Genomic DNA, 21,613 nt, shown 5'->3' with positions numbered 1-21,613 from the left:
CCCCTAACCCCGCGCGAGAGTGGACTCGAGCATGCACGACGATAGCGAGGTGGCCGTCCTCCGGCTCGGCCACCGACCCGGTCGGGACGAGCGGATGACCACGCACGTCGGCCTGACCGCCCGCGCGCTCGGTGCCGACCGCGTCCTCTTTCCCGACAACGCCGGCCAGTCCCTCGAGACGGTGACTGACATCACCGACCGGTTCGGCGGCCCGTTCGCGGCCGAATGTACCGACTCACCCCACGGCGTCATCCGCAACTGGGAGGGGCGAGTCGTCCACCTCACGATGTACGGCGAACGCGTCCAGGACGTCGAAGCCGACATTCGGGCCGCCCACACGGACGAGGACGACGCGCTGTTGCTGGTCGTCGGCTCCGAAAAGGTCTCGTTCGACGTCTACGAGGAAGCTGACTGGAACGTCGCCGTCACGAACCAACCGCACTCCGAAGTCGCAGGACTCGCCGTCTTTCTCGACCGCTTGTTCGAGGGACGGGAACTCGAACGAACGTGGACCGACGCCGATCGGCGCGTGATCCCCATGGAGACGGGCAAACGCGTCGAGTCAGTAACCGACGGCGAGGAGTGAGGGTCGAGCCCGGACGATTCAGACGGTCTGGTGCAACGATGTCCCGGTGCAATCGCAGGACGGTCGCGGTTGCACCGGCAACGACTTACAGTAGTCCGTCTCAGCCGGGCGTCCGAAAGAGGGGGACCGGACGGAGCAATCGCTTGCTGATCGACCGGGCGACCGCGCCGACTCCGATCTCGTTCTCGTCGACCGTGTATCCGGTTCCGACCCGTTCGATCGGGCCCGACTCGCCGTGAATCTCGAGCAGGCGCTCGAAATCGTCTTCCATGAGTCCCGTTCGGTCACAGATTTCGGACCTTGTGAGCGGACGATCGGCCTCGCGGAGGGCCTCGAGAAGCCACCGGCTGTGGAGTCCGGCGAGGTGGACCTCCCCCTTCGTCGCGTCCCCAGTACCGGCCGAGGATGCGTCGTCACTCTCCCGTCGCCGCCGGTCGATGCCGTCCAGACAGAGCCAACAGCCCGTCGCGACGAAGGCCACCCCGATCAACCCATCGCCGTTCCGGAGCTGACGGACACCGGCGGTGGCCGCGAGCGCACCGAGAAGGAATTCGGCACTGCCCGGGCCGATATCGACGGTCACCAGGTCGGAGAGCCAATCGACGGCGAGCGGGACGAACACGATCGCAAACAGGACCGTCCCGATTTCGGTGTCCTCGAATCCGAACAGCCAGAGAGCGCCGCCGAGGATCGCGATCGGAGCGAGGTCTCGCACCGCGAGCCGTTCGCGCACCCGGTCTCGGATCTCGAACACTGTGGATTTATCGTCGACGGGGCAGATATTAAATATGACGGACGAGTAAGGGGTTCCAACCTCGAACGGATCGTCGCCGTCGATCACCCGTTCTCGTACCGGCGGCTTCGGTCGGTTCGCCCTCGGGCGCGGGCCGTGTGAAAAGATAATTTTATATCATGACCATCGATAACACAATGCATGGACCTGGACGCGGTAGCGCAATCCGCCCGAGACGGGAACGTCGCGAAGCTCTTCGACCAGACGGCGGCCCACCACGGTGACGCACAGGCGATGGAACATCACGGCCGACGCTGGACCCACGCGGACGTACGAGACTGGACCGCCGAGTTAGCCGGGAGCCTCCACGGTCTCGGCCTCGAGCCCGGCGACCGGATGCTGCTTTTTCTGCCGAACTGTCCGCAGTACCTGATCGCCTCGATCGGCGCGTTCAAAGCGGGCGTCGTGATCTCGCCGGTCAACCCGCAGTACAAGCGCCGCGAGGTGGCTTACCAGCTCGAGGACACGGACGCGGGTGCGATCGTGACCCATCCGGCGCTGCGACCGATCGTCGACCAGGCGACCGCGGACGCCGGGATGGACCCCGACGTGATCACCATCCGGAGCGAGGACTGGGATCGCGATCCGGACGACCACGCGTTCGAGGAATTGCGCGGCGAGCCGGCGCTGGTCGAGCGCGACGACGACGACGTGGCCCTGTTGCCCTACACCTCCGGAACGACCGGCGATCCGAAAGGCGTCCAGCTCACCCACGAGAACACGAGAGCCCAGTTGATGTGGCCGCTGACCGCGTCGAACGTCGACGTCGAACCCGAGGACGTGCGCAGCCTCACCTGGCTCCCGCTGTACCACATCACCGGCTTCACCCACACCGCCCTCCAGCCGCTGGTCGGCGGCGGCCGGCTCTACTTCCGCAGCGCGCTCGAGTGGGACGCCCAGGCGTGTATGCAACTCATCGAGGACGAGGAGATCACGCACTTCGTCGGCGTGACGACGATGTACGCCGACATGGTCGAAGCCGACGACTTCGGCGAGTACGATTTGAGCAGCCTCGAGTCCGCCTCCGAAGGCGGCGCGAAGCTCTCGACGGCGGTCCAGGAGCGATTCGAGGAAACCGCGGGCGTCGACATCTCGGAGGGGTACGGACTGACGGAAACCCACGGCGCGACCCACACGCAGATGGGGTCGACGTTCGGCCTGAAACACGGGACGATCGGACAGCCGCTCCGGATGACCGACTGCAAGATCGTCGACGATTCGGGTGCCGAGGTCGCGCCCGGCGAGGACGGTGAACTCCTCGTCCGCGGCCCTCACGTGATGAAGGGCTACCACCAACTCCCCGACGCGACCGACGACGCCTTCACCGAAAACGGCTACTTCCGGACCGGCGACATCGCCCGCCGCGACGGCAACAACTACTACGAGATCGTCGACCGAAAGAAACACGTCATCGTCACGGCCGGGTACAACGTCTACCCCAGTGAACTCGAGAACCTCCTGCTCGAGCACGAGGCCGTCGCGGACGCGGCCATCGTCGGTATCCCCGACGAACGGCGCAACGAGGTCCCGAAAGCGTTCGTCGTCCCCGCATCCGGCGTCGAACCCGGGGCGGACGTCACGGCCGAGGAGATCAAGGAGTTCTGTCTCGACGAAGTCGCGGGATATAAACACCCCCGCGAAATCGAGTTCATCGACGAACTCCCCCGGACGACGTCGGGGAAAGTCCAGAAGTACAGACTCGAGGACGACGCGAACTGACCGAAACGAACTGACTGACGCGGATCCGCCTCCCGTTTCCCGCTTCGACCGTCTCCGACCGTTCCGTTCACTTCCGACGTTCCACCGTCTCCGATCGTTCGTCTCGCCTCCGATGTCTCGTAGTATCGAACACCGTCTTCCGTCTCGAACGTGAGCGCCCCGCGGTCCACGAGCGAGCCGAGAGCACCGATCGTGTCGAGGACCGGGGCATGATAGCGAATGCTGCCGGTTCGCTGTTCGGTGATCGCGAGCGCCGTCGCAGGTTCGATCGCCGCGGTCGCCTCCCGCGTCTCCGCCAGCAGTTCGTCGAGCCGATCGCGCGTCTTCTGTACGATCCGCTGTGGCCCCTCGAACGCGGGCCCGTGGCCGGGGAAGACGTGGGTTGCAGTCGTCTCGGTCAGCCGATCCATGGCCGCGTAGTACTCGTCGACAGCGTCGGCGGCACCTCGTTCGAAGTCGACCTGGAAGGCGCCGGCTCGAAACGGTTCGATGAGCGCGTCACCGGCGAAGAGGACCGTCGTGTCCTCGATCGTCGTCTGGTAGCAGCGGTGATCGATCTCGTGTCCGGGCGTCTCGAAGGCGGTGAACTCGCGCTCGCCGACGGTAATCGGTCCGCTCGGATCGACCGGCCGGGCGGTGTCGGGATCGACCAGCCGCCGAGCCCGACGGATCGAATCGATCTCTTCGTCGACGATCTCGGCGAGCTCCTCACCGTGATAGCCCACCGCTCTCGTCTCGTCCAGGACAGTGGCTCGTACCGCCTCGAGATCCCGTTCGAGTCTCGGAATCGACGCCTTCGGGACGTGAACCGTGGCGCCGGCCTCCCTGAGGACGGGCAGTTGACCGATGTGATCGCTGTGGACGTGGGTGACGAGGACGTGATCGACGTCGGCCGGGTCCCGATCGATTTCCGCCAGCCCGTCGAGCAATTCCGACTGGCCCGCCTCGCCCGGCGCACCCGCGTCGATCAGGATCGACTCCGGCCCCTCGAGCAAGTACGCCGCGACGTGTTTCGGCGGCCACGGAACGTCGAATTCGAGTCGATGAATTCGCGAGAGCGCCCGGTCGGGCGGAACGGTGCGACAGGAGGTGTCGGTCGTCATCGTCCAGAGGACTGCGACCCAGCGGCATAAACGTCGCGTCTGCAGGTTTCGCCGGCCGCGGTGTCGGCGAACGCTGATGCGAGCCGATTCCCGACCCGTTCGACGTCTCAAAAGACTTAATGGCGACATGGCGTTACGCATAGGTAATGGCTTTTGAGGACCTGCTCGAGGACCCGGTGATCCAGAAATATTTGCACGAGCTGGTCGGTCCCAAGGGGATGCCCGTCGCGGCGGCACCCCCGGACGGGGAGGTAACCGACGAGGAGCTCGCGGAGGAACTCGACCTCGAGTTGAACGACGTACGGCGGGCGCTGTTTATACTCTACGAGAACGATCTCGCCAGCTATCGGCGGCTGCGCGACGAGGATTCGGGGTGGTTGACCTACCTGTGGACCTTCGAGTACGACAACATTCCGGAGAACTTAGAGGAGGAGATGTACCGCCTCCACGAGGCACTCGAGGACCGACGGGAGTACGAGCGGAATCACGAGTTCTACCTCTGTGAAATCTGCTCGATCCGGTTCGAGTTCGGCGAAGCGATGGACTTCGGGTTCGAATGTCCCGAATGCGGTTCGCCGCTCGAATCCATGGACAACAACCGTCTCGTCACTTCGATGGACGACCGCCTCGACGCCCTCGAGGACGAACTCAACATCGACGCCGACGCCTGATGGTCGTACTCGCAACCAAGCTGTACGTGGAGGGGGACGCCCGCGAGCGGGCGCTCGACTCTCTGCGCTCGCTGGTCGGCAACCAGATCGACGACCTCGACGTCGAGTTCGAACTCGGCGTGCGCCACGACGACTTTCCGTCCGTGACGATCGAGGGCGACGACGCCACCGTCGCTCGCAACGTCCTTCGCGAGGAATTCGGCGAGATCGTACCCGATCTCGAGGTCGGAGAGACTTACGTCGGAACCCTCGAGTCCTGGGACGATGCGGGGTTCGTTCTCGATGCCGGGCAGGCGGTCCGAATCCCGACCGACGAACTCGGACTCGGTCCCGGGTCGGCGACGCAAATCCGCGAGCGGTACGGGCTCGTCCAACACGTGCCGTTGCAGTTCGTATACGGTGGCGAGGACGACACGGGCGCCGACGGAAACGACGCCACCCCATCGCGGCTCGCGGACGCCGAACGGGACCGGCTCTACGAGTGGACCCGCGGGGCCGGTCGACTCAACGTCAACAGCGGCACCCGTGCGGAAGTGCGAGCCACGCTCAACCGCGCGGGCCACGCACAGGACTACGTCACCGTCGAACGGCTCGGACTGCTCGAGCAGAGCGTGATCTGTACAGAGGATACCGACCCACCCGGCCTGCTGGCCAGCGTCGGCGAGTACCTTCCCGCCGAACTCCGGTGTGTCGTGCCATAGTATGAATCGTCGACTCGTGTGGGCCGTGATCGCGGTTGCCTTGCTCACGATGGGAGCGGGGTGTTCGTCGTTCCTCGGCGGCGTTTCGGACGAGCAACTCGACCGGGAACAGGATTACAGCGACCTCCGCGAGAGCGACGCGGACGTGAGGATCGATATCGACGATGGAAACCTGATACGCGGCGGCGAGTACCGGGCGGTCTACGACCTCAACGGGACGAAAGAACTGTCGCTCTCGAGATCGACGATCTATCGGGACGAACCGCTGCAGATCCACAGCGTCCGCTACTGGTATCCGAACGGCACCGAGGTAACGGGCTCGGAACTCGAGGTCGAGCAGGGACGCTCGGCCACCACGGTGACGGTGCCCGACGAAAACGGAACGATCGCGTTCTCCGGGGAAGCCGGCCGAAAAACGTTCAGCCTGCCGGCATTCGTCGCGGGATCGTACCAGGTGACGATCCCGGACGGGCACCGAACGTCGAACTTCATGTTCGGGGACGTCTCACCGGGCGGTTACGAACGCGAGATCGTCGACGGCCAGGAGCGACTCGTCTGGGACGACGTAGAGGCGGACAGTACGATCTCGGTTCGGTACTACCTGGCTCGTGATATCCCGCTGTTTCTCGGGTTGATCGGCGGTGCGCTCTTGCTCGGCGGCGTCGGGATCGCATACTACTACCGGCAGGTCAAACGACTGCAACGGCAGCGCGAGGAGCACGGCGTCGACGTCGATATCGACGACGATTCCGACGGCGGGCCGCCGCCGGGACTGCGGTAATAGCCGCTCCCCTACCGGGCGAGGCGTTTTCCGTGTATTTCGGCAACTCGGTCGCCGTCGAACGCGCCCTCCGACGTCGACTGACTGTCAGTCGTGCATCGCCTGCTCGTTGAGCCAGACCGTCTCCGAGTCGTCGATCAGCCAGCCGTAATACCAGTCTTCGTCGTTCGGGACGTCGAGAACGAGCAGGTTCGGATCCGTGACCCGATCCGCCGTCCGACGCGAAGACCCGAACACCCGCGGCAGATCGACGACCCTGACACGCTCACCGGCGACGGTGAGCGTCCCGGCGTTCCACGGGTCCCCCGTACCCGAAAGCAACGTTTCGTCCGCGATACCGAGCACGGAGACGACCGACGCGGCCTCGACGCAGTATCGTCTCTCTTCGAGGTCGAACGTGAGAACGGTGGCGCGCTCGTCGTGGATACTGGTGCCGTGGTCCGAAGCCGATTCCATTCGCTGCGATGACTGGCGACACGGAGAATAAGTCTTCTGTATCGGACAAGTCGCCTGCATCGAACGATAGCGGAGCGCGTACAGGGGCCGGCCACCGCCTCGGATTCGCCTCGCGTACCATCGCCGTGTGGCTTTCGTTCGTCGCTCGTTCGATGGCCACTGTCGCGCCGACTCGGCCCTGATTGGGGCCCGTATCCGCTTCGTCTCTCCACACCGAGGCGCAATCCGCTTTGCCTCCCCACGAAGAGACTAACCGAGAAGGAGTTCCCCGGCCCCGATCGAGCGGGTTGGCCGCGGATCGCATATTGGAAACGTGAACGTTCACGCGGGAGTCAACGTTTTATTGTTGGAACCTGATATACTACTAGGATCATGGCACCGGATCTCTCTGAAAAGCTCCTTGGAATCGATATCGACGGCGCCGAACGGACCCGCGACGAGGTCGGTGGGGAACGCGAGCGTGAGGATCTCGTTCAATTCGTCTTCGTCCGCATCGGCGATCACCGACTCGCACTTCCAGTCGACGCGGTCAGCACGATTACGGAACCGCCGACGTCGTTGACTCGAGTCCCGCGGTCGCCCCCCGCGATCGAGGGACTGATGGACCTCCGAGGGGAAATAACTGCGGTGGTCGACACGCGCGTTCACTTTCCGGTGGACGAACCCAGGTCGGAGAAGGAACGACTGCTCGTCCTCGACCGGCCGGGCGACCAGCAATCGGCCGCGATCCGGGTCGACGAAGTCGTCGGTGTCGAAACGGTTCCCGAAAGCGACGTGATCGACAGCGACGGGATCGAGAGCAGCGAATTTGCCGGTGACGCACTGGAACACCCCCTCGTCGTCGCGCTCGTGACGCAAGAACGGGAGCAGCGGATCGACGTTAGTGACATGGTGGCCGACGGACCGGAGGAAGAGCGACTCGAGTCGGACACCGGTGTCGGGACTGGAATCGGCGTCTCGACGGCGATGACGTCGGTCCGCGAGACGGCCGGCAGGTTCGGCGAACCGATGGGCGAGACGTTCGAGATCGAACCGGAGGTGGACGACGAACCGGCGGACGACTCGCCGCAGGAAATCGTCGTGGAAGCGACTGCGCTGATCGACGTCGATCGATTGTTGCTGGCCTCGGGTCACGCCTGAGAGTCGTCCGGTCGACCAGATTACGAACAGGCGTTGCGAGCGGGTTTCCGGGGCATATTCGACGGTTATCATGTCTGATAATCGAGAGACAGCATTTATGGTAGTTGTATCTCTACCAGAGTTTGGTGTACTACTGAATGTCGACAGGGGTGCTCATCGTGGACGACTCTCATTTTATGCGGAACCTACTTCGTCAGATCCTGGAGCAGGATTACCGCATCCTCGGAGAGGCGTCTAACGGAGCAGAAGCCGTAAAATTGTACAAAGAACACGATCCCGATATCGTCATGATGGACATCGTGATGCCGAAGTGTAACGGCATCAAGGCGACCGCGGCGATCAAGAAGATCGACCCGGACTCCCGCGTCATCATGTGTACGAGTGTCGGACAGCGTGAGAAAATGAAACTCGCCGTGAAGGCTGGCGCGGACGGTTACGTCACGAAGCCGTTCGAGGAACCCAGCGTCAGAAAGGCCCTTTCAGACGTCGTTGCGGCATGACGCGAGTACTCGTTGTCGACGACTCGAGGTTTATGCGGACAGTCATCGGCAACGCGCTCACCGAAGCCGGGTACGAGGTCGAAACAGCTGCGAACGGATCCGAAGGGGTCGAACTCGCCGCCACGTTCGATCCGGACGTCGTGACGATGGACGTCGAAATGCCGGAAATGGACGGGATCGACGCCGTCGAACGGATTATGGCGACGAACCCGACCATCCTTCTCATGCTCAGCGTCCACACCGAACGCGGCGCCGAGGCGACGTTCGACGCCCTGGAACGAGGGGCTGTAGATTTTATTCACAAGCCGGACGGCTCCGATTCGCGCAACATCGCGCATCTCACCGACGAAGTCGTCGAGACAGTCGACGAGCTCGCGGAGGCACAGATTTCTTCCGTCGCGCTCGCTCGTGCGTCCGCGACCGCCTACGCGACGAGGACGGGTACCGCGAGTCGTACCGGACGAACGTCAACTGCCGGGACAGGGGCTGGCACCGAAACGGAAATCGGTAATGCCGTCGCCGGTGGCGGGTCCGACGCCCATCCCACGTGCGACAGCAAAACGACCGGGCCGGACGCGCGTCCCGAAATCGAATCCGGATTCGAATCCGGCGAACCCGCGCCCCCGATCACGGTCGGTGACGACCGCGCGGACGCACCGACGGTGATCATCGGCGCATCGACCGGCGGCCCGAAGATCGTCGAGCGAGTGTTCGAACGGCTGCCGACCGACCTCGAGGCCAAGGTGTTGGTCGTCCAGCACATGCCTCCGGAGTTTACGTCGCGGTTGGCCGACCGTCTCGATTCGTTGAGCACGTACGACGTCAGCGAAGCGACGGACCGACAGCGACTCACGTCTGGCGAGGCGGCGGTCGCGCCGGGCCACTCCCACCTCGAGGTGGCAAGCAACGTCGGAGGGGCGCTACGCCTCCGACTCGACGAGGGCGACCGGATCCACGGCGTGCGGCCGGCGATCGACGTCACGATGACCAGCGCAGCCGAGCGGGTTTCGGACGCACTCTGTGGCGTCGTTTTGACCGGTATGGGTCGCGACGGCGCAGCCGGCATCGAGGCGATCAAGGCCGCTGGCGGGCGGACGATCGCACAGGATGAGGCAACGAGTCCGGTCTTTGGCATCCCCTGTCAGGCAATCGATACGGGCTGTGTCGATCGAGTCGCGCCCGCAAACGGCATCGTCGATGCGATCGTCGATGCGTTCACGACGGACGGTGAGAACGATGACTGATTATCTGACAGATTTCGTTCAGGAGAGCGAAGAACGGATTACGGAACTGAACAACGATTTGCTCACGCTCGAGCGCAATCCGAACGACGAGGAGGCCATGGAAAATATTTTCCGGGTCGCACACACCCTCAAGGGGAACTGCGGTGCGATGGGCCTCCAGTCGGCGAGCGATCTCGCTCACGCGATCGAGGATCTGTTGGACGCCGTCCGCGCCGACGAACTCGACGTCACACCGGAGTTGATGGACGTCATTTTCGACGCCGTCGACGAACTCGAGACGATGATCGACGAGGTCGCCCGCACCGGCACGGTCGAGACCGATCCGTCGGCGACGATAACCGCCCTTCGAGATCACCTCGAGACAGATACGACTGAGGAGACGACCGGACTCGTCGCGCCGTCGGCCGACGAGATCGACGACGTGTGCTCGCGGTTCGATCCGCCGATCGACGATGGCCACGACGTCTATCTCGCTCGGTTGGCGATCGCGGAGGAAGCGGGCGTCAACAACGGAAAACTGGTTGTCGACGCGTTGATCGACGCGTTCGATCTGATCGGCACTGATCCGCCCCAGGAACGGATCGCGGCCGCCGACTACGACGGCCGCTTCGACGCCGTCTTCGCAACCGCTGTGGGCAAGGCCGCTATCTCGTCGGGTCTCGATCCGGTCGAGGAAGTCGACGAGTTCGAGATCGTCGACGTCACCGATCGGTTGGAGGGCGACGACGAACCGGGCGCAGAACCGCGCGCGGCCGAAGCAGTGCCCAGTGAGGAGATGACGTCCGAGGAGGCCCAGGATCTCAACGTCGACGACCTCCTCGACGAGTTTTCCGAGTTCGACGACCTGGACGAGATGGTCAAAGACGTCGACGAAGACGAACTGTCGGCGTTCGACGACATGGGCGATGCCGGCTCGTTCGACGAGTTGCTGGAAGACGAAGGGGCCGCCGACCTCGAGTCCGGGCCGGGTGAACCGCCGGCGAGCACCATCGACGAGGGAGACGATGAGACGGCGTCCGAATCGGAGACGACTACTGCACCCGGTTCCGAATCGGGTCCCGAAGACGGGGCCACGGCGGACGACGGTACAGCGTCCGAACCGGACGACCAGGTCGACGACGCAAGCGCGGTTTTCAACGAATTGAAGGACGAAGTCGAGATGGTCGGCTTCGACGAGCTGCAAGACGAACTCGCGGAACTCGAGTTCGACGAGTTCGACGACGAAGAGGAGGTCGATATGGACGAACTCCTCGGCGACGACGTCGAGGACGACTCGTTCCTCGACGAAACTGACCCGTCAGTGGGCGCCATCGACGACGTCACGACTGATACGACGGATGATGACGAGGACGGCGCAGACGTGATCGACGAGGGCAGTGCGGGTGCGGTCGATGTGGACGGTGACGACGAAGGCGGTGGTACCGATACCGTTGCAGCGAGCGACGAGGACGACGGTCTCGTCGATGCCGAAAGCGCATACGAGCCGACAGCGGGCGACATCGATGTAACCCAGGCTTCGGATACCGACGACGTCGAGGCTGTGGTCGAGACCAACGGAATCGAGACAGCTGCGGGCGACGATTCCATCGATGCGACACCGTCGACCGATTCACCGGACGAGCCAGTCGTGTCAGATGCCGACTCCGTCGGTCCGACCGATGAAGCGACCGATGCACCGGACGAAGACGAGACGATCGAGCGTGTTGCAGGCGACGATATCGCCGATTCGGACGAACCCGAGGAGGCTGTCGTCGACGACGGAGTGACAGATGAGACCGACGCCGACGGTGCGTCTGTGGATGTCACGGACACGGAGACGATCGGAGATGTCGACGAGACGATCGCGGGCGACACTGAAACCGACGATGGAGGGTTCGACGCCGAGACTGGTATCGGCGATGACGGCGATGAGATTTCAGGTGACGACGGGTTCGACGACGGGTTCGACGACGGGTTCGACGACGGATTCGACGACGGGTTCGACGACGGATTCGACGACGGATTCGACGACGACGGGTTCGACGACGGATTCGACGACGACGGGTTCGACGACGACGGGTTCGACGACGGATTCGACGACGACGGGTTCGACGACGACGGGTTCGACGACGGATTCGACGAAACTGGTGCCGGCGACGGCGTCGGCGCGGATTCGACCGAGTACGGCGTCCAGTCGGAAACCGCCGAAGCCGAACCGAGCGACGACGCTGCCGAATTCGGCGCAGTCGACGAGGCTGCCGACCCCTTCGAAGCCGGTGACGAGAGCGACCTCGAGACGGTCGATTCGGAAAGCCGGTCGGAGTCTGACGAAGGGACGACCAGCGAAGCGTTCGGGTCGGATACCGAAGGTGAGTTCGATCCGACGACACCCGCTGCGGGCACAGCCGAGACCTCGGCGGACGATACAGAAGCCTTCGACGCGGAAGACGACGGCATCGCCGGCTTCGACGACGAGTCCAGTGACGGATTCGACGACGGCCTCGACGACGTATCCGGCGCCGGCTTCGACGACGTGTCCGGCGACGGCCTCGACGATGTGTCCGGTGACGGATTCGACGACGGGTCCGGCGACGGCTTCGATGACGACGACGGGTCTGGCGACGGCTTCGACGACGAGTCCAGTGGCGGTTTCGACGACGCAGTGGACGAACCGTCGGCGAGTACGGCCGATTCCGAGACGGAGACGGTGGACGAGGGCTTCGAGACCGGTTTCGACGATCCCTTCGACGAACAACTCGACGACGAGGCATTCGCTGGAACCGAAGAGTTCGACGTCGGGAGGGGCGGATTCGATTCGCCGACGGCAGATTCGAGCGTCGAGGGGGACTCGAGTCCCTCGTCTGAAGCCTCGTTCGGCGACGATACGGTCGGCGCAGACGACGATTCCGAAGACGACGTCGTTCGAATCGTCGAGGAACCCGAACTGCCGATTCCGGATCTCTCAGTCCCGGAGGCGACAGACCGGCCCGACGCCGAGGCGGAAACCGGCGAGATTCAATCAGTCCGGGTCGACGTCGACCAGATCGACTCGCTGCTGACGCTCGTCGAGGGCCTGGTGACGAGTCGCGTCCGCCTTCGACACGCGGCTGAGGCAGATGACGACGATGCGGCGCTCGAGGCGGAACTCGATTCGCTGTCGGAACTGACGACGGATCTCCAGGAGACGGTCATGAACATTCGACTGGTTCCGTTGCGGACGGTGACGAACCGTCTCCCGCGAGTCGTCCGCGATATCGCCCGCGAACAGGACAAGGAGGCCACCTTCGAAATGGTCGGCGAAGACGTCGAACTCGACCGGAGTATTCTCGATCGAATCGGCGATCCGCTCATCCACCTGGTGCGTAACGCTGTGGACCACGGGATAGAGCCACCCGAAGTGCGCGAGGACGCGGACAAACCTCGGGAAGGGACGGTCGAAGTCCACGCGGAACGGTCACGCGACCGTGCGACCATTACCGTCATAGACGACGGGTGTGGACTCGATCCCGACAGGCTTCGAACCGAAGCCGTGGCGGCCGACATAATCGAGGAGGACGAAGCGGACACGCTGTCCGACGAGGACGTGTACGAACTCATCTTCCACTCCGGTCTTACGACCGCCAGCGAAGTGACCGACGTGAGCGGTCGCGGCGTCGGAATGGACGTCGTCAAACGGACGATCGAAGATCTCGACGGGTCGGTTTCGATCGACAGTGAACCGGGCGAAGGGACGACCGTCACGATGCAGCTCCCTGTATCGGTCGCGATCGACGAGATTCTGTTCGTCGAAAGCGGCGGCGAGGAGTTCGGCGTTCCGACGAAAGCGATCCGCGACATCGAGTCCGCCGCGTCGCTCGAGACGGCGGGCGGCGAATCCGTCCTCCCGGGCGACGACGGCGATTACCGCGTCGTCAAGCTGGCCGACGTCCTCGAGACGCCGAGGGCGGGTGTGAACGGCGAGGGAATGGTCGTCCGAATCCGCGGAGAGGTCCGGGAAGTGGCCCTGCACTGCGATCACATCCACGGCCAACAGGAGGTCGTCGTCAAACCCTACGAGGGATTCATGAGCGACATTCCGGGTCTCAGCGGGGCAACGGTTCGGGGACGAGGGGAAGTAGTCAACATACTGGACGTGACGACACTATGAACGAACGCGAACACCAACACCGACGGAGGAACCTATGACGATGATGGTCGACATTCGAAAGTTGAGCTTTATAAACGAAATGGCGAAGGTCGGGACGAACGGCGTCGCCGACAACATGAGTAAACTGACCGGGCAAGACTCCCACATGGAGGTGACCAAGACCAACTTCATCGACGTCGAGGACATCGAGTCCCAACTCGACGGCGGGAAGCGGGTCGGCGTCCGTGTTCGACTCCTCGATCCACCACACGGACACATCCTCATCCTGTTCCCCGAAGCGAGCGCCAAGAAAATCACCGCGATCATGCTGCGCGATGTCGTCGACGACATGGGCGACGTCTCCGGCAAGATGGCCCGAAGCGCAGTCGAGGAGATGGGGAACATGATGGCCAGCGGGTTCATCGACGGCTGGGCCGACGTCCTCGGGCGGGCGATCGATATCGCTGCGCCACAGCTCGTCTACGCGCCGACCGGGGACATCGTTACTCGGACGGCCAGTCTGGGCGGCGATGACCTCGCGCTGTTCTTCGATTCGGATCTGTCCGTGCCGAGTTACCAGATCGAAGCCGAGATTTACGCCTTCCCGGACTTAGAAGAGTTCGTGGAAATGGTCAACGGCATCGAAGTCCAACCCGCATGAAACTCGACGTCAACGCACTCGGCACGTTCTACCGGATGGCTCGAGAGGGCGCCGGGCTCGCGGCGGGCCGACTCACCCACATGCTGGGCGTCGAAACGCAGGTGGGCGTAACGAAACTCAACTTCATGCGGGGCCAGGAGATCAGCCACGACTTCGAGGATTCGGTCGAGAAAGTCGGCGTTCGGGTCAAACTGACCGGCGCGATCGAGGGCTACTCGGTCGTCGTCTTCGAGCGCGAAAACGCGCTCAGGGTCGTCGAGACACTACTCGCCGGGGCGAGTCCGGATGCGGACGTCGAGACCCACATCGGCGAGATCGACGAGTTCGACGAGATGACGAAAAGCGCCGCGACCGAAGTCGGTCACATCATGAACAGCGGGTTCATCGACGGCTGGGCCGACGTGCTCGAGGCGGTCATCGACGTGTCGACGCCCGAGTTCGTCGAGGGCGAATCCGCCGAGCCATTTTTCGGCGACATCGACGAGGCGCCGGCCGACGACGACCTCGCCTTGCTGTTTCAGAGCCGGATCGAAACCGTCGGCACGGAAGTGGGCTTCAGCCACTATCTCTTCCCGAAACGCGAGTCGATGTCGACGCTTCTGGAGCGACTGCGAACCAGCGACGGCATCGAGTACGACAAACTCGACGGCTTCGATCGGATGGCCGAGCGCGGCGCCGAAGAGGTAGCCAAGACCGCGACCACGCTGACCGGAATCGATACCAGCGTCGAGATCCGGCGACTGAACTTCGTCTCGCTCGAGGCGATCCCGGAGCAGGTAGCGAACGAGAAGCTCGTCGGGGTCGCCTTCGAATTCGACGGAATGCCGAGCGGCTATCTCCTCTTCTTGTTCGACGAGGAATCGGCTCACGAAATCGTCGACGCGATGGTTCCGATGGAAGTCGACGAAGACGGCTTCGGCGAGATGGGGACGAGCGCGATCACGGAACTGGGTAACATCATGGCCAGCGGATTTCTCGACGGGTGGGCGAACGTCCTGGATACGACGATCGACCATTCGACGCCGGAATTCATCCACGACATCGGCGCCGCAGCCGTCGATCCAGTCATTATTCAACTCGGCGAAAATCAGGACTTCGCGTTCATCTTCGATACGGTCGTCGTGGCCGACGGCCGCGAGTTCGATTGTGAGGTGTACGCGATTCCCGACGAATCGGACCTCGAGCGCGCGCTGAACGACCTCGACGTCGATCGGATCGAAGAGACGCCGACGACGGCAGAGTTCCAGGAAGTCGATACCACATGAAAACTTACGGTACTGAACCAGGCGCACCAACGCCCGTCCAGGTCGGTATCTCCGAACTGGTCGTCAGCGAAGGTGACGACACGCTCAAGTCCTACGGGCTCGGCTCGTGTCTCGCCATCGCACTGTACGATCCGAACTCCGAGATTGGGGGCCTCGCACACGTCATGTTGCCCGACGGCGATGCCGCGGACAACAGCGATCGCAAACCCGGAAAGTACGCCGACACGGCGATCCGAGCGCTCCTCCGACGAATGGTCGAGCAAGGTGCCAACTACACCACTGTCGAAGCGAAGATCACCGGCGGCAGCGATATGTTCGAGTTCGAAAGCTTCGGTGACGGCGTCGGACAGCGAAACATCGCCGCTGCAAAAGATGAACTCGAGAAACTCGGCGTCCCGCTCGAGGCGGAGGACGTCGGCGGCGATCACGGCCGGACCGTCGAGTTCACACCCGGAACCGGAAAGCTCGTCGTGAAGACCTCGAACGGCGAAACCGGAGTGACAGAGCTGTGATCGGAGGCACCGATGGCGACGCCGGACTCCCTCGAGACGATGCGGACGGGAGCAACGGTAACGAACGAGGCAGCGCCGACGCGTTCGGGGATCTCCTCGCGTTCGTCGAGGACGAACTATCCTTTGCAACGAGCCACTACAACGACAGTTACCTCGACAGACGCGTCTCCTCCCGGATGCGCCGCACCCAGAGTGACACGTACGACGCCTATTTCGAAATACTGCGGACCGATCCTGACGAACAGGACGCGCTGCTCGAGGCAATGAGTATCAACGTCACGGGGTTCTTTCGCAACCCCGACGTCTGGTCGGGAATTCGCGTCGTGCTCCGTCGGCTCTCCGAGAACTATCCGACCGTCCGGGTGTGGAGCGCGGCCTGTGCTGACGGCCGGGAACCCTACTCGCTGTCGATGCTCGCCCGCGACGACCCGGAGATCGACGAATCGAAGGTGTACATCCTCGGAACCGATATCAGTACGCCGGCACTCGAGACGGCTCGAGCGGGCGTCTACGAGGAGTCTCGGACCGTCGATCTCGACGATCAGCTCTCATTTCTCGACGACTACACCCGATACGTCGACGTCGATGGCCGGACGTACCGGATCGGCAACGGCGTGAAACAAAACGTCCGATTCCAGCGACACGACCTGATCAACGACGAGCCGAAGTCGGGTTTCGATCTCGTCGTCTGTCGCAACCTGTTTATCTACATCGACAACGCGTACAAGGAGTCGATGCTCGAAACGATAGCCCGGTCGCTTCGTCCGGAGGGGTACCTCGTTATCGGGAAGGCCGAAACGATTCCGCCGAACCTCCAGTCGTCGTTCGCCGTTCGCGAAGCCCGTCTGCGTATCTATCAGCGAGACCCCGCGAGAACGAGCGTCGGACGTCCCAACCGGCGTGCGAATTCGAACATCGAGCCCTGAGGGAGCCGCATCTCCGAACCGATCCGTCGGGAGACCCGAACCACGCCCGGTACCGACGGGGTTCCAGTTCGTGCGACTGGGGACGACCGGATGTTACATACTAGTCCGGCGCTATACGTCCGATGATGGCATCGCTCGACCTCCGACCGTTCGTCGTCCGCGCCGCGGCGCTCGTCGATTCCTCGCCGCCGACAGACGTACCCGAGACGCGAACGCTGCTCGTCGAACCGTTCCTCCAGGCGCTGGGCTGGGACACCCGGGCCGACGCGTGCCTCCTGGACCGCACCGTAGACGGGATCCGTCTCGAGTACGTCCCGACGGTCGATGCGGTCCCAGCGCTGTTCGTGGCCGTCGAGGCGTACGGTGATCCGCTTCGGGAGTCTCGAGCGAACCAGCTTCGACAAACGATGGCATGGACGGGCGTCGATCGCGCGATCTACACCAATGGCCGGGAGTACCTGCTGTTGTCGGGGACGACCGACGTCGAGTACCACGCCCTCAGGGTCACCGAACTCGCCGACTCGTCTTCGGCGATCGCACCCTACTCCCGTGACGCCTGCAGTCTACGTCTCGAGTGCCACGACCGAACCCACGTCGCCAGACAGCTCGCCGTGGAACGGACGCGACTCGTCGAGTCGATCGTCGACCGGCTCACTGCTGCAACCGTCCAGGGACCGGTCTCCGCCGACGAGCTCGAATCCGCAGTCGACCGGTTTTTCGACCGGCTCGTCGTCACGTTCGCTGCCGACGAGTCGGGGCGACCGGATTCCGACGGGGACGTGGCGATCGAGTTCAGCGAATCAGAAATAACGGATCCCGGCGAGTCACGGGCGGCCGGCGACGAACCGACGGCACGTTCCGATGCGTTCGGTGACGACCAGAACCGCGACGAGAGTCACGGAACCGACGAACAGTCGGACTCGCTGGACCGCGCGGATCGGACGGACTCGAGGACGGACATCAATTCACGCCAGGAATCTGGCAGTCGGAGTCCACCCGAGACGAACCGACAGTCGGACGCCGGCGATCGAAACGCCGGTTCGACCGGCGTCCCCGGCGGGACCGATTCCGAGGGGCGAAACGAAACGGGTGAAGGCGAAGTGACGGACGGCGAGTCGACGGACGGTGAGACGGGTGGTAACGGAACGAGGAACGGCGACGGTGAGGCGGGTGGGGAGTACGTGGTTCGCTTCTTCAACGATCGCGGCTCGATCGGTGCGATCGGCCACTCGACATCTCGAGGGGCGCTCGTCGAGGCCGCAGAGTATCTCCTCAAGCGAGGGATCGCCGGCGTCGACGTCCCCTGGGGCCCGGACGACGGCGACGGAACGGTGTTGAACGCCGAACCAGCACACGCCGACGGAACGCCGATGGCCGAACCGCAGCGACTCTCGAACGGACACTACCTCGATACCACTGGCGACGCCGACGACAGAGCCGGACGCGTCGAAGCACTGACCGCCCGAGCGGGATTGCGCGCGATGATAACGGGAGACTGGGACTAGCGACCCTGAGACACTATCGTCGAAAGCCACGACCGAGTGATCGACGATCCACGCAGGCTCAGTATTCGACGTCCGTCTCGACGACCGTAATCACGACGTCGTTCACCGGATTGCCGCCGCTGTCTTCACAGGTGGCGAGTATATCCGCGCCTGCCGACCCCGACGTTTCCCAGCCGGACCGCTCGAGCGACGCGTTCCACGCCCGCTCGTAGGGCGTGTCAATCCGTATCGAGACGTTGGTGATCCCGTCCTCGAAGTGCGTTTTTCGACTCCGCTCCGTCATCGTGAGTCCGAGACCATCGGTGCTCTGGATCGACCCCCGACTCGTGGGTTCGACCTCGGTCAGCGAGATGACGACCGTCTCAGTCTCCGGGTGGCAGGTCACGTGTGGCTGTTTGACGACCGCGCTGCCGGTTTCGTCGGCACGAACGACGCCGCCGCCTTCGTAGGCGATGGTATCGGAACCGGCTTGATACGTGAACTCGCCGAGTTCGACGGGGGCGACGGGACTCGGATTGCCGTCGAGGAGAATCGTGAGATTCGTCCCGTCCGACCCGGTCGACACTCGCCCTTCTCGGAGCGTCAACTCGCCGTATTGTTGATCGATGCCATCGTGTCGCATGACAGAGTTGAAGTTGACCGCGAGCGCCTCCATCGCCCGTTCGGCGTTACGCAACTGCTCGCCTTCCTGGTAGTCGGCCATCGCCTGAAACCCGACCGTCGACAGGATCGCAACGGATCCGATGATCGTCGCGAAGACGAGTATGAACGCGATCATATCCGATACAGCACGGTCGTCGGTCCGACGTCGCATCTCCGTTCGTGGTCGTGTCCGTCTCATGCGTTCCCGTCCTCGATCGATATCTCTCCGTTCTCGTAGACGATCGCGATCGTTCCGCCGGCCGTCGAACTCTCGACTATCGTCGCGTCGGTTTTGATCGGTACGTAGGCGACGGCATCGGCATTGTGTGCCGAAAGCTTCACACAGTCCGTGTTCCCGTCGAGCAGCGGCGCATCACAGTCCTCGAGTAACTCGACCGTGTACCTGGCGTTTGCGACCGTCCGTGGATGATCGGTCCTGATCGTCGCGTTGTCCGTCGTCCGCGCCCCGATCTGGTCCGCGTTCCCGATTTCGTCTGCCAGTCGCTCGCCGATCGTCTCGAGCGAAGAGTCGGCGCTGCGGTCCGTCTCCGAGTCGAGCATGGTCCCGGCGCTGGTCAACAGGATGGCGATGAGGATCGTCGTAATGCCGACCGTCAGGACGTGCGTGATCGAAATCGAGACCGCGCGATCCCGTCCGTCGCGTCGCTCGATGGGTGACACGATCAGAGACACCCCGCTTCGACGGTTCGCGTTCGTTCGGAACTGATACCGGCCGAGTCGTACGCGATCGTGATGTTCGCCTCGAGCGTTCCCCCGCTTTTCGAGACGTCGTTCGTGCTGATCGTCACAGCCGTCGCCGTCGACTCGAGCGTCGTGTTCCGGTAGGAATTGCTGAGTGCCGTGATATTTTCCTCCGCGTAGTCCGCTAACGTGGTCCCGGTAGCGCTCGATTCCTCGTCGACGTTCTCGAGGAGACACCCGACGCTTTGCTCGACTTCGTATTCGACCACGTGGGCGTTGCTCGCACTCTGACTCGTCCCCCCCGAGGACAGCGTCTCGGTGTAGAGAACGCCGTTGAAGACGACGACGACGACGAGGATGATGAACGCGAGCGCGATCGCGCCGATGAGGATCACCTGTGCGCGCTCCGTGTGCCCGGTCACCATAGTATCACCCGTACTTCCACGACGTTGTAAATCGGCGTTTCATCGCTGCTTCCCCGGTGTGGGATGGTTTCGTCGTCGGAGTCCGCTGCCGCTTCGAGCGTCCGCGAATCGCCGTCCGACGTGATCGTCTGGTTGTCGTACAGCGTGACGGTGTAACTCGCCGTCAACGCGCTCGAGGGTGGACTCCCCTGATACACCAGCGTCTTCCGATCGCCCGTCTCGGGATGCAACTGGACGTTGTAACTCCACCCGTTGCTGGCGAATCGCTGTTCCAATATATCACCGAGTTCGGATTCGTTACCGAACGTCGTCACGGAGTACGTCTGATTGTCCTCACCGGGCGCAGGCGGCCCATCTGCGTTCGCGAACCCACCCTCGCCGTCCCAGTTCCGAACGGTTTCGGAGAGATTCCCCCCTCGACTCGAGACGATCAGCGCGTCCTGTGCTTCCTGTTGGATCTGGACCTGAACCGTTCGATCCGCCAGCCCACCCGTCGTCGGTGTCAGAACGACCGACTGCAGCGCGAACAATACAGCCATCAGAACGACCATGGCACCGATGAATCCCTCGAGCGTGTAGGCCTGCCCGCGGTCACTGTCGGGCCCTCGAGTGGATGAACCGATCATGCTATCACCAGACCCTCACGACGAGCCTGCAGGCGGGATCGCACTTGCTCGAATTTTCCAGTGTGACGATTCGTGCGGCGCTCGCTGCCGATTCGTTCTCGTACGCATCGCCGCCCGACAGCGTGGTAGTGTCGACGGCCGCTCCCTGAAACGTTTCGACCGTCACGTTCACGCGGTCGTACACGACATCGTCGCTGTCACTCGCCCGAAGTCCGAGTTCCGCGCTCAGGTTCGGGTTCGAATATCTGGCGGTGAAATCGGTTTCGTTGATCTGATTAGCCGTCCCAGTCGACGTCGACAGGTTGTGGACCACCAGGTCCGCGATCCGATCCGCCTGTGCCGTCTCAGCCCCGTCGACCCCGGAGTCGAACGGCGTGATGACCGATGGGAGAAACGAGAAGACGAACGCGATCGCGAGGAGGAATATGCCGATCCCGATGGCGAAATCCTGCGTCGTCTGTCCCCGATCGCCCAGCGATATCGAGACCGTCGCGTGGCGCTGGTCGGCCGTCCGCCTCCGATCCCGACCGTGTGTTCGTTCCCGACACAT

At 63.3% G+C, this 21,613-nt stretch carries 21 protein-coding genes and 1 pseudogene; 14 read left to right on the top strand and 8 right to left on the bottom strand.

Going from position 1 to position 21,613, the window contains the following annotated elements; genetic code table 11:
• Positions 1-31 precede the first annotated feature (31 nt).
• Complete coding sequence (locus NJT13_RS18320; protein WP_254523252.1) at positions 32-586, top strand: tRNA (cytidine(56)-2'-O)-methyltransferase; 555 nt, start codon at positions 32-34, stop codon at positions 584-586.
• Positions 587-686: 100 nt separating this feature from the next.
• Here NJT13_RS18320 and NJT13_RS18315 read toward each other — a convergent pair whose 3' ends face one another.
• The gene (locus NJT13_RS18315; RefSeq protein ID WP_254523251.1) at positions 687-1,340 is read right to left on the bottom strand and encodes a hypothetical protein; all 654 of its coding nucleotides are present in this window, start codon (positions 1,338-1,340) and stop codon (positions 687-689) included.
• A 180-nt stretch (positions 1,341-1,520) separates the two neighbouring features.
• Here NJT13_RS18315 and NJT13_RS18310 point away from each other — a divergent pair, with 180 nt between their 5' ends.
• Positions 1,521-3,098 (top strand): class I adenylate-forming enzyme family protein, encoded by a 1,578-nt coding sequence (locus tag NJT13_RS18310; protein WP_254523250.1) that lies wholly within the window; start codon positions 1,521-1,523, stop codon positions 3,096-3,098.
• 116 nt (positions 3,099-3,214) lie between these two features.
• Here NJT13_RS18310 and NJT13_RS18305 read toward each other — a convergent pair.
• A pseudogene (locus tag NJT13_RS18305) lies at positions 3,215-4,201 on the bottom strand (MBL fold metallo-hydrolase); the annotation flags it as partial.
• Between the two features lie 146 nt (positions 4,202-4,347).
• Here NJT13_RS18305 and tfe point away from each other — a divergent pair.
• Genes tfe through NJT13_RS18290 form a run of 3 tightly spaced genes read left to right on the top strand, consistent with a single transcriptional unit; the run spans position 4,348 to position 6,354 of the window.
• Entirely contained in the window at positions 4,348-4,872 is a 525-nt protein-coding gene (tfe, locus tag NJT13_RS18300; protein ID WP_254523249.1) for a transcription factor E, read from the top strand.
• Positions 4,872-5,573 (top strand): DUF2110 family protein, encoded by a 702-nt coding sequence (locus NJT13_RS18295; protein ID WP_254523248.1) that lies wholly within the window; start codon positions 4,872-4,874, stop codon positions 5,571-5,573. The genes tfe and NJT13_RS18295 overlap by 1 nt, the downstream gene beginning before the upstream one ends.
• Before the next feature lies 1 nt (position 5,574).
• Complete coding sequence (locus NJT13_RS18290) at positions 5,575-6,354, top strand: DUF5803 family protein (RefSeq protein ID WP_254523247.1); 780 nt, start codon at positions 5,575-5,577, stop codon at positions 6,352-6,354.
• 87 nt (positions 6,355-6,441) lie between these two features.
• On the opposite strand, the gene NJT13_RS18285 is transcribed toward NJT13_RS18290, so the two are convergent.
• On the bottom strand, positions 6,442-6,810 hold the full coding sequence (locus tag NJT13_RS18285; RefSeq protein WP_254523246.1) for a chemotaxis protein CheW: 369 nt from the start codon (positions 6,808-6,810) through the stop codon (positions 6,442-6,444).
• Between the two features lie 372 nt (positions 6,811-7,182).
• On the opposite strand from NJT13_RS18285, the gene NJT13_RS18280 reads away from it, so the two are divergent.
• The 9 genes from NJT13_RS18280 (at position 7,183) to NJT13_RS18240 (ending at position 18,668) form a co-directional block, all read left to right on the top strand.
• Entirely contained in the window at positions 7,183-7,950 is a 768-nt protein-coding gene (locus tag NJT13_RS18280) for a chemotaxis protein CheW (protein WP_254523245.1), read from the top strand.
• A 137-nt stretch (positions 7,951-8,087) separates the two neighbouring features.
• Positions 8,088-8,450 (top strand): chemotaxis protein CheY, encoded by a 363-nt coding sequence (gene cheY / locus NJT13_RS18275; protein ID WP_254523244.1) that lies wholly within the window; start codon positions 8,088-8,090, stop codon positions 8,448-8,450.
• Positions 8,447-9,694 (top strand): chemotaxis-specific protein-glutamate methyltransferase CheB, encoded by a 1,248-nt coding sequence (cheB, locus tag NJT13_RS18270; RefSeq protein ID WP_254523243.1) that lies wholly within the window; start codon positions 8,447-8,449, stop codon positions 9,692-9,694. The genes cheY and cheB overlap by 4 nt, the downstream gene beginning before the upstream one ends.
• Positions 9,687-13,820 carry an Hpt domain-containing protein gene (locus NJT13_RS18265; RefSeq protein WP_254523242.1) on the top strand — a complete coding sequence of 1,378 codons (4,134 nt, stop codon included), beginning with the start codon at positions 9,687-9,689 and terminating at the stop codon, positions 13,818-13,820. The genes cheB and NJT13_RS18265 overlap by 8 nt, the downstream gene beginning before the upstream one ends.
• Before the next feature lie 34 nt (positions 13,821-13,854).
• The gene (locus tag NJT13_RS18260) at positions 13,855-14,460 is read left to right on the top strand and encodes a chemotaxis protein CheC (RefSeq protein WP_254523241.1); all 606 of its coding nucleotides are present in this window, start codon (positions 13,855-13,857) and stop codon (positions 14,458-14,460) included.
• On the top strand, positions 14,457-15,725 hold the full coding sequence (locus tag NJT13_RS18255; protein ID WP_254523240.1) for a chemotaxis protein CheC: 1,269 nt from the start codon (positions 14,457-14,459) through the stop codon (positions 15,723-15,725). Before NJT13_RS18260 ends, NJT13_RS18255 begins: the two co-directional genes overlap by 4 nt.
• Positions 15,722-16,237 carry a chemotaxis protein CheD gene (locus NJT13_RS18250; RefSeq protein WP_254523239.1) on the top strand — a complete coding sequence of 172 codons (516 nt, stop codon included), beginning with the start codon at positions 15,722-15,724 and terminating at the stop codon, positions 16,235-16,237. The genes NJT13_RS18255 and NJT13_RS18250 overlap by 4 nt, the downstream gene beginning before the upstream one ends.
• The gene (locus NJT13_RS18245) at positions 16,234-17,163 is read left to right on the top strand and encodes a CheR family methyltransferase (RefSeq protein WP_254523238.1); all 930 of its coding nucleotides are present in this window, start codon (positions 16,234-16,236) and stop codon (positions 17,161-17,163) included. The genes NJT13_RS18250 and NJT13_RS18245 overlap by 4 nt, the downstream gene beginning before the upstream one ends.
• Positions 17,164-17,285: 122 nt before the next feature.
• Complete coding sequence (locus tag NJT13_RS18240) at positions 17,286-18,668, top strand: hypothetical protein (RefSeq protein WP_425499769.1); 1,383 nt, start codon at positions 17,286-17,288, stop codon at positions 18,666-18,668.
• 58 nt (positions 18,669-18,726) lie between these two features.
• On the opposite strand, the gene NJT13_RS18235 is transcribed toward NJT13_RS18240, so the two are convergent.
• Genes NJT13_RS18235 through NJT13_RS18215 form a run of 5 tightly spaced genes read right to left on the bottom strand, consistent with a single transcriptional unit; the run spans position 18,727 to position 21,613 of the window.
• Positions 18,727-19,482: a DUF7289 family protein gene (locus NJT13_RS18235; RefSeq protein ID WP_425499819.1), complete on the bottom strand. Its 756-nt coding sequence runs from the start codon at positions 19,480-19,482 to the stop codon at positions 18,727-18,729.
• A gap of 23 nt (positions 19,483-19,505) precedes the next feature.
• Positions 19,506-19,991, bottom strand: coding sequence for a DUF7266 family protein (locus NJT13_RS18230; protein WP_254523236.1), 486 nt, complete (start codon positions 19,989-19,991; stop codon positions 19,506-19,508).
• Between the two features lie 2 nt (positions 19,992-19,993).
• A complete protein-coding gene (locus NJT13_RS18225) occupies positions 19,994-20,437 on the bottom strand; it encodes a hypothetical protein (RefSeq protein ID WP_254523235.1) in 444 nt (147 codons plus the stop codon).
• Positions 20,431-21,063: a DUF7288 family protein gene (locus NJT13_RS18220; protein ID WP_254523234.1), complete on the bottom strand. Its 633-nt coding sequence runs from the start codon at positions 21,061-21,063 to the stop codon at positions 20,431-20,433. Before NJT13_RS18220 ends, NJT13_RS18225 begins: the two co-directional genes overlap by 7 nt.
• Positions 21,064-21,067: 4 nt before the next feature.
• On the bottom strand, positions 21,068-21,613 hold the full coding sequence (locus tag NJT13_RS18215) for a DUF7287 family protein (protein ID WP_254523233.1): 546 nt from the start codon (positions 21,611-21,613) through the stop codon (positions 21,068-21,070).

Source organism: Natrinema caseinilyticum (assembly GCF_024227435.1).
Lineage (GTDB): Archaea > Halobacteriota > Halobacteria > Halobacteriales > Natrialbaceae > Natrinema > Natrinema caseinilyticum.
This window is presented reverse-complemented; position numbering and strand designations above follow the sequence as displayed.